Raw genomic sequence first — 17,122 nt, forward strand, 5'->3', positions numbered from 1 at the left:
ACCGTCGCAACGCCGGCACATGTGGATACCGGCGGTAAGTGTTCGCCATTTCCCTGACTTTGAGGTCGAGTCATTCGCACTTCTTGTTTCCTGTGATGCGCGTGTGCGAAGGTGAGCCTCCCCATGAGAGGGCAAAGGCCGGGACCGAACGGCAAAGCCAGGCCCCTCAGGTATGCACCCATCAGGCACTGCTTTCCGACGGGACGCCATTTCGGATGCCGTCCTGCGGCTGGAAAGGAAATGGTGTTCCGTGCAGTCCCCCCACCCCCCACGTCCCCCGTTCCCACCCCGCCCCGGTCCGCTGCCGGGGGAGTCCGACCGGAATCTCGTCGCCCAGCTGGGCGGCCCGGCCGACGGCCGTCATCACGCCGTCGCCCTGCTGCTGGCCCGGCACTGGCGGGCCACCTGTGACTACGCGATCGTCTGCCTGGCGGCGGCCGGGCCCAACGCCCACCTGGTGGCCGCCGCCGCCTTCCACCAGGTGCTCGGCCGGCCGGCGGGCGGGGCGGCCGGCGGCGCCCTGCGTCCGCAGTTGCTGGTGGCCGTCCGCGACACCGTCCGTGCGTGGGCCGCGGACGCGGGAGCGTGCGTGGTCGTGCCGGAACTGCGCAAACCCACCGGCGGTCGCGGTCTATGCGCGACGATGCCCGGCACGCCGGAAAGGCGGCAACTCGCCGAACGCGCATTCCAGGCCCTGCCCGGCGCCTCGCAATGCCTTCTGTGGCATACCGAGGTCGAGGCGGAGCCCATAAACATACCCGCCGGTCTGCTGGGGGTGGACCCGGCCACCGCCGCCACCGCCCTCGACCAGGCCCGCGCACAATTCCGGGCGGGCTGCGTACGCGCCCACCGGGAACTCGCGCCCTCCAGTGAATGCCGCTTCTACAACCGCCTCCTGGACGTGTCCATTCGTCGTGGCGGCTCCCTGCTCCCGGATGTGCGCCGGCATCTGACGGACTGCCGGCACTGCCGGGACGCCGCCGATCAGCTCGGCCATTTCGAGGGCGGCATGGACGTCCTGCTCGCCGAGACCGTGCTCGGCTGGGGCGGCCGCCGCTATCTCGACTCCCGCCCCGGCCGCGGCGCCCCGCAGGAGTGGCCACCCCCACCCCGCGCGGCGCGGCAGGCGGCGGGCGGCCGGCACCGTACGACCCCGGAGGGAAGGCGCCGTACGGCCCTGGCGGTCGGCGTCGGCCTCACCTCGCTCGCGCTGCTCGCCACCGTGCTCGTGGCCAAGGGCTGGTCCGATGACAACGGTGTCCCCGGACCCGACGCCACCTGGGGTGCCCCGGTCGGCCATGCCACTCGGCCGGGTGCCACCGATGCCACCGGCGAGCGGGCACCCGCGGCCTCCCCTTCTGCCGCCTCCGTCGGTGAGCCCGTCGAGATCGCCCACGGCAGGCTGCGCGCCCTCGCCTCCGGACGCTGCCTGGACGTCCGCGGCGGCAGGGTCGAGCCGGGCGCCCGTGCTTGGCTGGCGACGTGCTCGTCCGCCCAGTCGCAGCAGTGGTCGTACCAGGACGACGGGCTGCTGCGCAGTACCGCCGATCCCGCCCTCTGCCTGGCCGTCGATCCCGGGACGCGCGGCGTCGTGGTGTCCGGCTGTGTCGTGCACGCCGGGGAGGTGTCGTACGACCTCACGGTCCGCGGTGAACTCCTGCTGCGCCGGCCGAAGGGCCTCGTCCTCGCCCCGGAACGCGGGGACGGGGCGGCGCGCGTGGTGGTCGCGGCCCGCGACGGCTCGAGCCGGCAGCGGTGGGCCCTTGAGCCGGGGACGGCCGGGGTGGCGCAGCCCGCCACCCCGCGGGACGCGCCGGAGCCCGGGCGACCCGAATCCTCGAAGGGGGCAGCCGAACAGCCGCCCTTGCGGCCGGACGAGGACACCCGGCGCGGGCGGCCCGGGCGGGGGCGCCAGCGGTCCGGGCAGGAGTACGAGCCCCGGATCGCCCAGATCGGCGCCCACGAGGATCCTCGTCCGGCGGAATCCGGCCCGCCCCAGGACCGGGTGGGCGGGCCGGTCGCCCCGGTCGCCGGCACTCTCGTCGCCGTGCCGACGGCGATCGGCACGCTGTTCGGCTGAGGACCGAGGGTCACCCGGACAGGTGGCCCTCGCCCCGCTGCCCTCGGACGGCCGTGTGGCCGTCCGGTCGGTTGCGCGGCCGGATCGGGCCACGGGGTGGAAGTCGCCCCGAAATCACGGGGCCCGATCCGGTGTTCTGGCGCGTTGTCGGCGGATGGGCGCGCGGTGAATATGCTCGGGGCTCCGACGGGCGTGTGCGGGTGTGCCGAGAGGGCCCGCAGGGCCGCGACGGCCGTGCCGCTGAAGCGGATTGATCGGGTTTCCGGCGCTTGCGGGGGAATTCGGTGTGCTGGCCGAATCAATGCCACCGCCCGCGAAATGGATGCGGCGTTATTGACCCGCGAGTAAGCACCTCGCTAGGTTCCGGTGGCCTCGCACCAGAGTCTCCTGCCGCACACCCCCCACCGTGCTGTCTTGCCGATTCTTCGGAGCATCATGACCTCCCCCGTGCGCGCCCACGACCTGATCCTGTGCCTCTCCCCCTTCGGGGAGCCTGACGCCGGGCTCGCCGCTGCCGCCTGCGGAGCCGGCGCGCTCGGCGTCCTCGACCTCGGCGTCGGCGACCGAAGATCCCGCGAGGAGCTGACCCGGCTGAGAAGAGCGGCGCCGGGACCCTACGGCGTGCGGGTGGCAGGGCGCTGCACCCTCGACCCGCGCGAACTGGACGATGGCCCCGACACCGTGGTCCTGGCCGTGGACGCACCCTGGAATGTCGGCGAAGTGCCCGCAGGGTACCGGCTGTTGGCAGAGGTCACGGATCTGGCGCAGGCGCGGGAGGCGGTCGGCGCCGGGGCCCACGGGCTGATCGCGCGGGGTGCCGAGAGCGGTGGCCGGGTCGGCGTTCTGAGTACCTTCGTGCTCCTCCAACTTCTCTTGCATGAAGCCGAGTTGGGTGTTCCGGTCTGGGCCTGCGGAGGCATCGGACCGCGTACCGCGGCGGCCGCCGTGGCGGGTGGAGCGGCCGGTGTCGTCCTCGACAGCCAACTGGCCCTGCTGGCCGAGTCACGGCTGCCGGAGACGGTGCGGGCCGCAGTGCGCTCGCTGGACGGTTCCGAGACGGTGGTCGTCGCCGGGCACAGGGTGCTGCGCAGACGCGGCCCGGACACCCCGCCCCCACCGGCCGACGACGTCGACGCGGTCGCCGCCCTGCTCGGCGCACGGGACCTGCGCCGCCAACTCCTGCCGGTGGGCCAGGACGGCTTCCTCGCCGCACGGTTCGCCGAGCGGTGGGGAGATGTGCGCGGGACGGTACGGGCAGTGAGGGCCGCGATCCGGGAGATCGTGAGTCCGGACCCCGAGATACCGACCGGCGACGGGCCGGGAACACCGGCGGCTGGTGGGCTGAAGGAGCCGATGGGCGCGCCGATGGGCGACCCGGCGGCGGGGTCGGCCGGTGGTGAGTCCGGGGGGCTGGTCGGTGGCGGGCCTGGGGAGTTGGCCGGTGGCGGGTCTGGGCGGCTGGTCGGTGGCGGGCGGGCTGAGTCGGTCGGTGGCGGGTCTGTGGAGTCGGTTGGCGGGGGGTCTGTGGAGTCGGTCGGTGGCGGGCGGGCTGAGTCGGTCGGCGGTGGACCCGCTCGTGCTCTTCGCCCCGGCTCGCCCATGAGCCGTGCGCTCGGCACCCGGCTGCCGGTCGCCCAAGGGCCCATGACGCGGGTCAGTGACCAGGCGGCCTTCGCCGCCGCCGTCGCCGAGGACGGTGCGCTGCCCTTCCTGGCCCTTGCCCTCGCCGACGGCGAGCGGACCCGGGCGATGCTGACCGAGGCGCGTGCCGTGCTCGACGGGCGCCCCTGGGGCGTGGGCGTGCTCGGCTTCGCGCCCGAGGACATCAGGAATGCCCAGCTGGACGCCGTACGGGAGCTGCGCCCCACGCACGCGATCATCGCGGGCGGACGGCCCGCGCAGGCCGAGGCGCTGGACCGCGCCGGGATCCGCACCTTCCTGCACGTGCCCTCGCCTGGGCTGCTGCGGCAGTTCCTGCAGGCCGGGGCGCGCAGGTTCGTGTTCGAGGGTTCCGAGTGCGGCGGACACGTCGGACCGCGCGCCTCCTTCCCGCTGTGGGAGGCCCAACTCGCCGTACTGGAGGACCACCTGGCTGAGGCCGACGACGAGACCGCACGGCAGCTGGAGGTGTTCCTCGCGGGCGGGATCCACGACGAGCGGTCCGCCGCGATGGCCGCCGCCGTGGCCGCACCCCTCACCGCCCGAGGCGTCGCGGCAGGCGTCCTCATGGGCACCGGCTACCTGTTCACCGAGGAGGCCGTGGCGCACGGCGCGATCCGGCCGCTGTTCCAGCGGCAGGTCCTGAGCGCCTCCACGACCGCCCTGCTGGAGACCGCACCCGGCCACGCCACCCGCTGCGTCCCCAGCCCCTTCACCGCCGACTACCGGGACCACGAGGCACGGCTGCGCGCGTCCGGCACCCCCGACCGCGAGGTGTGGGAGGCGCTGGAGCGGCTCAACATCGGACGGCTGCGCATCGCCAGCAAGGGCGTCGAACGTTCGGCCGAGGGCGAGTTGACCGATGTGGAGGAGGAACGACAGCTCAGCGACGGGATGTTCATGGCCGGTGACGTCGCCGTGCTGCGCTCGACGACCACCACCGTCGCACAGCTGCACCGGGCGGTCACCGACGGCGCCGCCGACCTGCTCACCGCCCGGTGCCCGCGGCACGCCGCCCGGCGGACCCCCGAACCGGTGCCCTCCAAGCCCCTCGACGTCGCCGTGGTCGGCATGGCCTGCATGTTCCCGCAGGCCCCCGACCTCGCGACCTTCTGGGCCAACGTGGTCGCCGGGCACGATGCCGTCACCGAGGTCCCGGTCGACCGCTGGGACCCCGCCGTGCACCACGCGGCCGGCAGCACGGCGTCCAAGTGGGGCGGCTTCCTGCCCCGCATCCCCTTCGACCCGCTGCGCTACGGCATCCCGCCCGCCTCCCTCGGCAGCATCGAGCCGGTCCAGTTGCTGTCCCTGGAAGCTGCCCGCAGAGCCCTGGAGGACGCCGGATACGGCGATCGGGGCCGCGAGTTCGACCGCTCGCGCACCTCCGTCGTCTTCGGCGCCGAGGCGGGCAGCGACCTGTCCAGCGCCGTCACCCTGCGCGCCGTCCTCCCGTCGTACTACGGCAAGGTCCCCGACGGAGTCGAGGATCAGCTACCGCGGCTGACCGAGGACTCCTTCCCCGGCATGCTCGCCAACGTCATCTCCGGCCGCATCGCCAACCGCCTGGACCTCGGCGGCGCCAACTACACCGTCGACGCCGCCTGCGCCTCCTCACTGGCAGCGCTCGACGTGGCGTGCAAGGAACTCGTCTCCGGTGGCAGCGACGTGGTGCTGTGCGGCGGAGCCGACCTGCACAACGGCATCAACGACTTCGTCCTGTTCTCCTCGGTGCACGCCCTCTCGCCGACCGGCCGGTCCCGCGCCTTCGACGGCTCCGCGGACGGCATCGCCCTCGGCGAGGGCGTGGCGTGCGTGGTCCTCAAACGGCTCGCGGACGCCGAACGCGACGGCGACCGCATCTACGGCGTGATCAAGGGCCTCGGCTCCGCCAGTGACGGCCGCTCCCTCGGCCTGACCGCACCCCGTCCCGAAGGCCAGCGGGCCGCGCTGCTGCGTGCCTACCGCAGCGCCGGTGTCTCACCCGCCGAGGTCGGGCTGGTCGAGGCGCACGGCACCGGTACGGTCGTCGGGGACCGCACCGAACTCACCGTGCTGAGCGAGGTGTTCGCCGAGGCGGGCGCTGGAACCGGCACCTGTGCGCTCGGCTCGGTCAAGTCGCAGATCGGGCACACCAAGTGCGCCGCCGGACTCGCCGGCCTGATCAAGACCACCCTCGCCCTGTACACCGGCGTCAAGCCGCCCACCCTGCACCTGGACCGGCCCAACCCGGCCTGGTCGGAGGAGGACAGCCCGTTCGCCTTCCACACCCGCGCCCGGCCCTGGGCGGCCCCGGCCGCGGAACGTGTCGCCGGAGTCAGTGCGTTCGGCTTCGGCGGAACCAACTTCCACGCCGTGGTGGCCGCTTACGAGGACGCCGTAGCCCCGCCGCAGTCCCTGGACGCCTGGCCCGCCGAGCTGTTCCTGTTCCGGGGGAGGGACGCGGCGGCGGCCCACCGGGAGGTCGCGGAGATCCTGCGGGCAGCCGAGGCCGACGGCCGCCCCTGGCGACTGCGCGACCTCGCGCTCGCCGCGGCCCGTCGCGCGGACATCTCCCACGAGCCGGTGCGGGCAGCGGTCGTGGCCCGCGATGTGGACGGCTTGATCGGGCAGTTGCGACGGATGCTCGCCGGGGAGCACGATCCGGCGGCCGGGCTCCGCCCGGGCGACCCCGTCGCCGCGGATGCCAAGGTGGCCTTCCTCTTCCCCGGCCAGGGCAGCCAGCGGCCCGGAATGCTCGCCGACCTGCTGGTCGCGCTGCCAGAGCTACGGCACTACCTGCACCTCGGCCGCGCTCACGCCGACACTCTGTACCCACCCGCCGCCTTCGACGAAGCTGCCCGCGAACGCCACCGCTCCGCCCTCACCGACACCCGGGCCGCACAGCCCGCGCTCGGCATCACGGGCCTGGCCGCCCACGCCTTCCTCACCGGGGCGGGCATCACCCCGGACCTCGCGGCCGGACACAGCTACGGCGAACTGGTCGCCCTGAGCTCGGCCGGAGCCCTCGACCCCGAGACCCTGCTGGAGCTGAGCGCCGAGCGCGCGAGCGCGATCCTGGCGGCCGCCGGCGACGAACCCGGCACCATGGCCGCCGTCGGAGCCGGTGCCGGGGAGGTCGCACGCGCCCTGCGCGCCGCAGGGGCACCGGAGGCGGTCGTCGTGGCCAATCACAACTCGCCGCAGCAGTCGGTGATCTCGGGCCCCACGGCCGAAGTCGGCGTCGCGGTACGGCTGTTGCGTGAAGCCGGTCTCTCGGCCCGCCGCATCCCGGTCGCCTGCGCCTTCCACAGCCCGGTGGTGGCAGCGGCCGGGGAGCGGTTCGCCAAGGTCCTCGCGGACAAGGCCGTACGGGCCCCCGAGTTCCCCGTGTGGGCCAACCGCACGGCCGCCCCCTATCCCGCTGATCCCGACGCCGTGCGCGCCGAACTCGCCGCCCAGATCGGCTCGCCGGTGTCCTTCGCCGACCAGATCGAGGCGATGTACGAGGCGGGAGCGCGGATCTTCGTGGAGGCGGGCCCCGGGACGGTCCTGACCCGGCTCGTCGGCCAGATCCTCGGCGACCGCCCGCATCGCACCGTCGCCTGCGAGCCCCGCGCCGACAGCGGCCTGACCGGCTGGCTCGACGCCCTCGCCCAACTGGCCGTCGCGGGATTGCCGGTGCGCACCGCCTGGCTGTTCCGAGGCCGCGACGCCGTCGACGCGTTCCGGGCGCCGGCGCCGCGGCGACCCGGCTGGACGGTCGACGGGCACCTCGTCCGCACCGCCGACGGAGCACTCCTCCCCGGTGCCCTGGCACCGGCCCGACGAGTCGTGGAGACGACTGTGACGACGAACCCGCAGGACGGCGTCCAGGCCGACCGGGACGCGCTGATCTCCGAATTCCTGCGCACCAGCCGGGAGATGATCGCGGCCCAGCGCGACGTGCTGCTCACCTACTTCGGCGCGGCACCCGCGGCGGTCCCGGTGGCGCCCGCCGCCCCCGCACCACCACCCCGGGCCGTGCTCCCCGGACCCGCCGCTGTCGAGCCCTGGCCGACCGAGGCCGCAAAGCCCTCCTCGACCCCGGTCGCGGAGCCGTCGTCGACCGAGGTCGTCGAGCCCGAGCGGAACGTCGAGCGCGTCGTCCTGGAGATCATCAGCGAGCGCACCGGCTATCCCGTCGACATGATCGAACCGGACCTCGACCTCGAGGCGGATCTGAGCATCGACTCGATCAAGAGGGCCGAGATTGCGGGCGAACTCGCCAGGCGCCTCGGGATGGCGCACGGTGCGGAGATCCTGGACGACGCGGAACTGGAGGAGCTGGCCAAGGCGCGTACGGCGGCGGCGGTGACGCAGTGGCTGACTGCGCGGGTCGACGGGCAAGCCACGGCTGATCAGGAGTCCTCCACGGACGCCGGTCGGGAACCCGCCGCGGACGGCGACCGGCGATCCGCCGCCGGGCACGAACACACGCCCCTCGGAGAAGCCCCGAAACGCTGCGAGCTGCGCCCGGTGACCCTGCCGGACCCGCCGGCCGGCCCCGCCTCCGCCCTCTGCGGCAACCGGTTCGTCCTCCTCGGCGCCGGCGGGGGAGCGGCGGCCGAGGTGGCCGCACGGCTCCATGCGCACGGCGCCGACGCGGTCACCGTCGACCAGGCCCATCTCCTCGGCGAGGCCGACGGCAGGGCCGACGGAGTCCTGTACCTGGGGGCGCTCCCGGGCCCGGAGCTTCCGGTGCTGCCCGAGGCCTTCCCCGTGCTCCAGGCGGCCCTGGCGCGCGCCCCGCGCACTTTGCTGGCCGTCCAGCCGGCCGACGCCGAGCAGGCGACCCGGTCGGCCGGTCTCCACGGCCTCTTCCGCACCGTCGCCCGCGAGTACCCCGGCATCCTCGCCCGGCTCGTCACCGTCCCGGACACCACTTCCGGGGCCGTCGCCGACGCACTGCTCGCCGAACTGCTCGCGCCGGAACCGGCCCCCGTGGTGCTGCGCACGGCCACCGGCCGGCGGCACGGACTGGAGCTGGTCCCCGCACCCCTGGGACCGCTCGGCAGCACCGGCGCCGGACCCGCCGGCGACGGCGCCGCCGAGGCCGCCGCACTCGGCCTCGACCGGGACTCCGTGGTGCTGCTGGTCGGAGGCGCCCGGGGCATCACGGCGCGCTTCGCCACCGCACTGGCGGCCGCGAGCCGTTGCCGTGTGGAACTGCTCGGCCGCACTCCCGCGCCCACGGCGCCCGAGCCCCCCGGGATCGCCGCCGCGCGCACCGCCGTCGAACTGCGTGCCGCCCTCGCCGGGACCGGCTCGCCGAAGCCGTCGGAGGTCAACCGGGCCGCCGAACTGGTCCTCGCCCAGCGGGAGATCGCCACCACCCTCGCCGAACTCTCCACCCTCGGCAGCGAGGCCCGCTACCGCTGCGTCGACTTCCGCGAGCGGGACGCCGCCCTGCAGGCGGTCAAGGAGATCCACGCCGAACACGGCCGTCTGGACGGGGTCGTCTTCGCCGCCGGAGTGATCGAGGACCGGCTGATCGCCGAGAAGAGCACCGAGTCCTTCCGGCGTGTGTACGGCACGAAGACCGCCGGGGCCGCGGCCCTGCTCACCGCGCTGGAGGACCTGCCCGACGGACCGGGCTTCACGGTCCTGTTCGGCAGCATCGCCGCCGTCCTCGGCAACCGCGGCCAAGCCGACTACGCCGCCGCCAACGACGCACTGGAGCGCCTCGGCGCCGACTGGGCCGAGCGGACCGGCCACCGCGCGCTCACCGTGCACTGGGGCCCCTGGGCACCGGCCGGCCCGCACAGTGGCATGGTCGGCGAGGAACTGGGCCGGGAGTACGCCCGCCGCGGAGTGAAGCTGATCGACCCGGACGAGGGCACCGCGGCCCTCCTCCGGGAACTGGCCTGGGGCGACCGCTCGGCCCGCGCCGTCGTCTACACCGCCTCGGGCTGGTGAGATGACGGAGCATCGGACTCCCGTCGCCGTGGTGGGGATGGCGGTGCTGCTGCCCGGAGCCGCGGGCCTCGACGCCTACTGGCGCAACCTGCGCGACGGCGTGGACGCGATCCGCGACGTCCCCGAGGGCCGGTGGGACGCCGACTACTACCGCCCGGGCTCGGCCGCGGAGCCCGCCGTCGCCGACCGGATCTACTGCCGGCGCGGCGGCTTCGTGGACGGCCTGGCCGAGGTGGAGGTGACCCGGTACGGGATCATGCCCGCCTCGGTGCCGGGCACCGAGCCCGACCAGCTGATCGCCCTCGACGTGGCCGCCGCCGCGCTCGCCGACGCGGGCGGCGAGGACCGGCTCCCCGAGCGGCACCGGATCGGTGTGGCCCTGGGCCGCGGCGGCTACCTCACCCCCGGACTGGTCCGGCTCGACCAGCGGGTGCGCACCGCCGGGCAACTGGTGCGCACCCTGGGCGAGTTGCTGCCCGAGCTGTCGTCCGCCCAGCTGGACCGGGTGCGGGCGGCGTTCACCGAACGGCTCGGCCCGGACAGCCCCGAGTCCGCGATCGGCCTGGTCCCCAATCTCGCCGCCTCCCGTATCGCCAACCGGCTCGACCTGCGCGGCCCCGCCTACACCGTGGACGCGGCCTGCGCCTCCGCGCTGGTCGCCGTCGACCAGGCGGTCACCGAACTCACCACCGGCCGCTGCGACATGATGCTGGCCGGGGGAGTCCACCACTGCCACGACATCACCCTGTGGAGCGTCTTCTCGCAGCTGCGCGCCCTGTCCCCGACCCAGCGCAGCCGCCCCTTCCACCGCGCGGCCGACGGCATCCTCATCGGCGAGGGCACCGGCGTCGTCGTACTCAAGCGGCTCGCGGACGCCGAACGCGACGGCGACCGCGTGTACGCGGTGATCCGCGGGACGGGCGTGGCCGGCGACGGCCGTACCGCGGGGCTGGTCACCCCCGACCCCGGAGGCCAGGCACGTGCCGTGCGCCAGGCCTGGCGGGCCGCCGGACTCGACCCCGCCGCACCGCACTCGCTCGGCCTGCTGGAGGCGCACGGCACCGCCACCCCGGCCGGCGACACCGCCGAACTCACCACACTGGCCGAGGTGTTCGGGCCCGGCACGGTCCACGCCGACGAGCGGCCCGTACTCGGCTCGGTGAAGTCGATGATCGGCCACACCATGCCGGCCGCCGGCGTGGCAGGCCTGGTCAAGGCCGCCCTGGCCCTGCATCACGGCACCCTCCTGCCCACTCTCCACTGCGAGGACCCCCACCCCGCCCTCGCCGCCACGCGCTTTCGCACCCTGGCCCGGGCGCATCCCTGGGAGACCGGCCCGGAACAACCGGTGCGGCGGGCCGCCGTGAACGCCTTCGGATTCGGCGGGATCAACGCCCACGTCGTGCTGGAGGAGGCGCCGGGCGCGCGACCGGGGCCGCGGCGGGCCCGGACCCTGGTCGCCGAGCCCGAACGCGTCCTCCTGCTCGCCGCCGACGGCGAGGACGACCTCGCCGCCCGCCTCGACGCCGACGACCCCGAGGTCCTCGCTCTCGGCCTCGACCCCGCGCGGCCGCGGCCCGACGCCGGCCCCGTGCGCCTCGGCATCGTGGACCCCACCGCCAAGCGGCTCGCCCTGGCCCGCCGCGCGGTCGGCAAGGGCCGTGCCTGGCAGGGCCGCAACGACGTCTGGTTCCGGCCCACCCCACTGCTCGGGCCCGACGGGGGCAGGCTGGCCTTCGTCTTCCCCGGCCTGGAAGGCGACTTCGCGCCCCGCGCCGACGACGTCGCCGCCCACTTCGGCCTGTCCCCCCTCACCGGCATCGGCACGGACGTGCCGGTGGGTGACGTCGGACGGCACGGCTTCGGGGTCGTCGGCGTGGGCCGGCTGCTCGATGCCGCGCTGCGCCGCATGGGGGTCGTGCCGGACGCGGTCGCCGGGCACAGCGTCGGCGAGTGGACGGCCATGGCGGCGGCCGGACTGTACTCGGACGCCCAGGTCGACGCGTTCATGGCCGAGTTCGACCCGGAGGCGGTGACCGTGCCGGGCCTCGCCTTCGCCGCCGTGGGCGCCTCCGCCGACCGGGTACGCGCCGCCCTCGCCGACGGGTGGGCCGGCTCCGGGATCGTGCTGTCCCACGACAACGCGCCCCGCCAGTCGATGGTGTGCGGGCCGGACGCAGGGGTCCAGGAGTTCGTACGCTCCTTCCGCGCCCAGGGTGTCCTGTGCCAGGTGCTGCCCTTCCGCTCCGGCTTCCACACGCCGATGCTCGAGCCGTACCTCGCGCCCATCAAGGAGGCCGCCGACCGCTTCCGGCTCCATCCGCCGGCTGTGCCGGTGTGGTCCGGGACGACCGCGGCGCCCTTCCCGCGGGACGAGGCGGCGGTGCGCGAGCTGTTCGTACGGCACCTGCTGGAGCCGGTGCGCTTCCGCGAGCTGGTCGAGGCCCTCTACTCGGCCGGCCACCGCACCTTCGTCCAGACCGGCCCCGGACAGCTGGCCTCCCTCATCGGCGACACCCTCGGCGACCGCGACCACCTCGCCGTCGCCGCCAACTCGCCCCACCGCACGGGCATGGCCCAGCTCCGCCGGGTGGCGACGGCCCTGTGGACGGCGGGGGCGCGCGTGGCACCGGCGGTTCCCCGCGCGCACACACCCGCGGCCGCACCCGGGCGCCCGCCCGTCCGTCTCGACCTCGACGGCGCCCTGGTGTCACTCGCCGGGCCGGACCTCGAGGCACTGCGGTCGGAGCTGCGGCCGAACCGGCCGACGGCGCGCCCCTCGCAGCCACCCCGGCCCGGCACGTCCCCCCTCGACGACCTCGCCACGCGTTTCCCGGCCGCCGCCGAGCTGACCGCTCTGCTGCGGGACACCGCGGACACGGCGGCGGAGCTGATCGCGGCGGGCGGACGGCGAAGCGACGGTGCGTCGGGAGCGGCCGGCGTTCCCGCGCCCACCACCGCCCAAGCCCCCGCGCCCACCACCCCGGAATCCGCCCCCGCCACCACGGCCGTCCGCGTCTGCCCCCACACCATGCCCCACCTCCTCGACCACTGCTTCTTCCCGCAACGCCCCGACTGGCCCGACCTGGAGGACCGTTGGCCGGTCGTGCCCGCCACCACGATCGTCCGGCACATGATGGACGCGGCCGAGGACGCGGCACCCGGGATGCGCGCGGTCGCCGTGCACGGGGCGCGGTTCGACCGGTGGCTCACCGCGACACCCCCCCTCGACGTGCCCGTCACGGTCGGCCCCGACCCAGAACACGCGGACCGTGTCGCCGTCACCTTCGGTCCCACGGCCCGGGCCGTGGTCGAACTCGCCCCGCGCCACCCCGCACCGCCCCCGCCGAGTCCGCGTCCGGACACCCCCGAACGCGTCCCCGAGCACTCCGCCGCCCAGATCTACCGGGACCGCTGGATGTTCCACGGCCCCGCGTTCCAGGGCCTCACCGAGCTGACCGCGATCGGCGACCGGCACATCCGCGGAGTGATCACCGCACCGGCGGCCCCTGGCGCACTCTTGGACAACGTCGGCCAGCTCCTCGGCTACTGGATCATGGCGACCCGCACCGAACGGACGGTCGTGTTCCCCGTGCAGATGCGGCACATGCGATTCCACGGCCCCCACCCGGTACCCGGCACGAAGGTCACCTGCCTGCTGCGCATCACCTCGCTCACCGACACCGTCCTGGAGGCGGACGCGGAGCTGACCGTCGACGGCCGGACGTGGGCCGTGCTCACCGGCTGGCAGGACCGCCGCTTCGACAACGACCCGCGGACCCGGCCCGTCGAACGCTTCCCGGAGCGCCACACCCTCTCCGAGGCCCGCTCCGGCGGGTGGGCGCTGGTGCACGAGCGGTGGCCGGACCTCGCCTCCCGCGAGCTGATCATGCGCAACTCGCTCGGCGGCGCCGAGCGCGCGGAGTACGCCGAACGCCCCCCGCGCGGCCGCAGACAGTGGCTGCTGGGCCGGATAGCGGTCAAGGACGCCGTACGGCAGTGGCTGTGGCAGCACGGCGAGGGCCCCGTCTTCCCGGCGGAGATCCGGGTGCACAACGACGAACTCGGCCGCCCGTACGTCACCGGCGTGCACGGCCGCGCGCTGCCCCCGCTGGACGTCTCGCTCGCCCACCGGGCCGAGACGGGTGTCGCGCTCGTACGGCCGCACACGCCCCGCCCTGGGCCGGGCATCGACATCGAAGAGATCACCGCACGCGACCCGGCGACCCGCGCCACCGCCCTCGGTGCAGACGAACTCCGGCTGCTGCACGACCGATCCGCTGACGGCCCCGACTCCGAGGCGCTGTGGTTCACCCGTTTCTGGTCCGCCAAGGAGGCCGTGGCCAAGGCCGAGGGCGTCGGATTGGGGGGCCGCCCCAGGGACTTCACGGTGCGGGAGGCCGCCCCGGACGGCAGTCGGCTGGTGGTCTCCGGCCGTCTGGAGCGCGCCTACACCGTGCACTGCGCGCAGGCGGCCAATCCGCGTTCTCTCCCACCACGCGGTTACGTCGTGGCCTGGACGACGGGACCCGCGGCCCACGACGGACACGACGACGAAGCAGCCGAGGAGTACGCCCGATGAACCCCGCCCAGCCGCTGCCGGCGCAGCCCACCACCGACACCGTGCTCGCCGACATCACCGCCATGCTCCGCACCCTCCTCGCGGAGTACGGCGAGGACGACGTGGTGGTCGGCCTGTCCACCACCTTCAACCGCGACCTGGAACTGGAGAGCATCGACCTGGTCACCCTGGCGGGCCTGCTCCAGGAGCGCTACGGGCGGCGGGTCAACCTCGCCGAGTTCCTGGCCGGCATGGAGTTCGACGAGATCATCGAGCTGACCGTGGGCCGGCTCGTCGAATACGTGGTGTGGAGCCTGAGGGCCACGGAGGCGGGCTGAGCCATGGCGATGATCGACGCCGGCGGAGTCCGGCTGCACGTCCAGCGGACGGGGCCCGGGGACGGCCGTGCCCCGCACGCCACCGTCGTCCTCGTGCACGGACTGCTCACCGACAGCCTGGCCAGCTACTACTTCACCGTCGCGCCCGCCTTCGCGGCGGCCGGCCTCGATGTCGTCATGTACGACCTGCGCGGGCACGGCCGCAGCGAACGCCCGCCGGACGGCTACACCCTAGACCACAGCATCGACGACCTGGAGGCGCTCCTCGACCGGCTGGGGATCACCGGACCCGTGCACCTGGTCGGCAACTCCTACGGCGGCACCATCGCCTTCGGCCACGCAGCCCGCCACCCCGCACGCACCGCCAGCCTCACCCTGATCGAGTCCGAACCGGCGACCGCCGCCTGGGCGGCGAAACTGGGCGGCATCCTGCGCCGCGTGGTGACCCAGCTCGCGCACAACGAGCCCGACGCCCTCGCCTGGATCACCGCCCACCGCGGCCACAACACCGCCCGACTGGCCAAGGGTGCGGCCCGGCTCGCCCGCGAGACCACCCTGGGCCGGGACATCCCCGCCAGCCGGGTGCTGACCGAGGAGCAGATCAGAGCCGTGCGCTGCCCGGTCCTCGGGGTGTACGGCGGCGACTCGGACCTGGTGGACCTGGTGCCGCTGAAGGAGGCGCTGCTCACGGACTTCCGGCCGGTCGTGCTGCCGGGACACGAGCACTCGGTGCTGGTCGAGGCGTCCGGCACCGTCGGCGGGCACATCCTGGACCTGATCGGCTCCGTCGGCGGCGCCGGGGTGGGGGTCCGGTGAGCGGGTTCCTGTTCGTGGTGCCGCCCCTGGTCGGGCACATCAACCCGCCCGTCGGCGTTGCCGCCCGGCTCGCCGCGCTCGGACACCGGGTGGCCTGGGTGTGCGCCGACCCGCCGCTGGTGCGCCGGCTCGCCGGCGAGGACGCCCAGGTCTTCGGGTGCGCGGGCCCGGTACCGGGAGCCGGGGGTGCCGTACGGCCGCCGGAGCTGCGGGGCGCGGAGGCGCTGAAGTTCCTGTGGGAGTGGTATCTGGTGCCGCTCGCCGACGCGATGGCCCCGGGCGTCCGTGCGGCCGTCGGAGACTTCCGCCCCGACGTGGTGGTCGCCGACCAGCAGGCCTTCGCCGGGGCCCTGGTGGCCGAGCGCCTCGGCCTGCCCTGGGCGACCTCCGCCACCACCTCGGCCGAGTTCGCCGGCGCCTACGACGGGCTGCCCAGGGTCGCCGAGTGGCTGCGGCAGCGCCTGACCGAGTTGCGCACCCGGATCGGCGACCCGGCCGGCACCGCCGACCCGCGCCACTCGCCGCACCTGCTGCTCGTCTTCAGCACCCCCGAATTCATCGGCCCGCAGGCGCCGTTGGGACAGCGGATCCACTACGTCGGCCCGTCCCTCGCCGACCGCCCGGCCGGGCCCGGCTTCCCCTGGGAATGGCTGGACCTCGGCCGGACGAAGGTCCTGGTCACCCTGGGTACCGCCAACGCCGACGCCGGCGGCCGCTTCCTCGCCGAGTGCCGCACCGCGCTGCGCGAACGCGCCGACCGGGTGCAGGCGGTGCTCGTGGATCCGGGCGGCACGCTGCCCGGCGACCGCGCCGACAAGGACATGCTGATCCTGCCGTCCGTGCCCCAGCTTCCGTTGCTGGAACGGATGGACGCGGTGGTGTGTCATGCCGGGCACAACACCGTGTGCGAGGCGCTCTGGCACGGTGTGCCGCTCGTCGTGGCGCCCGTGCGCGACGACCAGCCGGTGGTGGCCGCTCAGGTCGTGGACGCGGGCGCGGGTGTCCGGGTCCGCTTCGGCCGGGTCACCGCGCCACGGCTGGGCGCGGCCCTCGACACCGTCCTGCACGACCGCGTCCACCGGGCCGCCGCCACCCGCGTGAGCACAGCGTTCCGCGCGGCGGGCGGCGCCCGCGCGGCCGCCGTCCACCTCGAACGACTGGCGGCGAACAGCAGCCGACGACGGGCCGACGAGTCTCAATGACCGAGTCAAGCCGCTTGCGTGACCGGCAGGGCGGGGGTGAAGACCCGGTTGTCACGCAGCAGCGCCCACAACACGCTCGCCCGTCGACGCGCCAGGGCGATGAGGGCTTGGGCATGCTTGCAGCCCTCGGCACGCTTCTTGAGGTAGAGGTCCCGGTTCGGCCCTTCGCGGATGATGCTGGTCTGCGCGGACAGGTAGAACACCCTGCACAGGCGGCGGCTGTATCTCTTCGGGCGGTGCAGGTTGCCGGTCCGTCGGCCGGAGTCACGCGGGACGGGCACGAGCCCGGCCGCCGAGGCCAGGTGGCCGGCGTCCGCGTAGGCGGCCAGGTCGCCCGCGGCGACGACGAACTCCGCTCCGAGTATCGGCCCCATGCCGGGCAGGGACTCGATGATCTGCGCCTGCGGGTGGGCGCGGAAGGTGTCGCGGACCTGCCTGTCGATGCGCTTGATCCGGTCGTCCAGAGCCAGGATCTGCGCGGCCAGGTCGGCCACGATCTGGGCGGCGACGTCCTCGCCGGGAAGCGCGGTCT

General features: G+C 74.7%; 7 protein-coding genes. 6 read left to right on the plus strand and 1 reads right to left on the minus strand.

Going from position 1 to position 17,122, the window contains the following annotated elements; genetic code table 11:
- The first annotated feature begins 250 nt into the window (after window positions 1-250).
- The 6 genes from ACFZDC_RS36175 to ACFZDC_RS36200 all read left to right on the plus strand — a co-directional run bounded on the left by ACFZDC_RS36175 (window position 251) and on the right by ACFZDC_RS36200 (window position 16,590).
- Entirely contained in the window at window positions 251-2,080 is a 1,830-nt protein-coding gene (locus ACFZDC_RS36175) for a ricin-type beta-trefoil lectin domain protein (protein WP_391330556.1), read from the plus strand.
- Window positions 2,081-2,515: 435 nt separating this feature from the next.
- Window positions 2,516-9,673, plus strand: coding sequence for an SDR family NAD(P)-dependent oxidoreductase (locus ACFZDC_RS36180; RefSeq protein WP_391330557.1), 7,158 nt, complete (start codon window positions 2,516-2,518; stop codon window positions 9,671-9,673).
- 1 nt (window position 9,674) lies between these two features.
- Window positions 9,675-14,255 (plus strand): beta-ketoacyl synthase N-terminal-like domain-containing protein, encoded by a 4,581-nt coding sequence (locus tag ACFZDC_RS36185; protein ID WP_391330558.1) that lies wholly within the window; start codon window positions 9,675-9,677, stop codon window positions 14,253-14,255.
- Window positions 14,252-14,572, plus strand: coding sequence for a phosphopantetheine-binding protein (locus ACFZDC_RS36190; protein ID WP_391330560.1), 321 nt, complete (start codon window positions 14,252-14,254; stop codon window positions 14,570-14,572). Before ACFZDC_RS36185 ends, ACFZDC_RS36190 begins: the two co-directional genes overlap by 4 nt.
- Before the next feature lie 3 nt (window positions 14,573-14,575).
- The gene (locus ACFZDC_RS36195; RefSeq protein ID WP_391330561.1) at window positions 14,576-15,388 is read left to right on the plus strand and encodes an alpha/beta fold hydrolase; all 813 of its coding nucleotides are present in this window, start codon (window positions 14,576-14,578) and stop codon (window positions 15,386-15,388) included.
- A complete protein-coding gene (locus tag ACFZDC_RS36200; protein ID WP_391330563.1) occupies window positions 15,385-16,590 on the plus strand; it encodes a nucleotide disphospho-sugar-binding domain-containing protein in 1,206 nt (401 codons plus the stop codon). Before ACFZDC_RS36195 ends, ACFZDC_RS36200 begins: the two co-directional genes overlap by 4 nt.
- Window positions 16,591-16,595: 5 nt before the next feature.
- On the opposite strand, the gene ACFZDC_RS36205 is transcribed toward ACFZDC_RS36200, so the two are convergent.
- Window positions 16,596-17,122, minus strand: a 527-nt coding sequence (locus ACFZDC_RS36205; protein WP_391330564.1) for a transposase, incomplete at its 5' end; no start/stop codon positions are given.

It is taken from the genome of Streptomyces sp. NPDC007905, from assembly GCF_042959345.1.
GTDB lineage: Bacteria > Actinomycetota > Actinomycetes > Streptomycetales > Streptomycetaceae > Streptomyces.

What these genes read in the sequence shown, in the direction of transcription:
- ACFZDC_RS36180 (WP_391330557.1), top strand. Translation starts at nt 2,516, where the DNA reads ATGACCTCCCCCGTGCGCGCCCACGACCTGATCCTGTGCCTCTCCCCC.
- ACFZDC_RS36195 (WP_391330561.1), top strand. Translation starts at nt 14,576, where the DNA reads ATGGCGATGATCGACGCCGGCGGAGTCCGGCTGCACGTCCAGCGGACG.
- ACFZDC_RS36185 (WP_391330558.1), top strand. Translation starts at nt 9,675, where the DNA reads ATGACGGAGCATCGGACTCCCGTCGCCGTGGTGGGGATGGCGGTGCTG.
- ACFZDC_RS36190 (WP_391330560.1), top strand. Translation starts at nt 14,252, where the DNA reads ATGAACCCCGCCCAGCCGCTGCCGGCGCAGCCCACCACCGACACCGTG.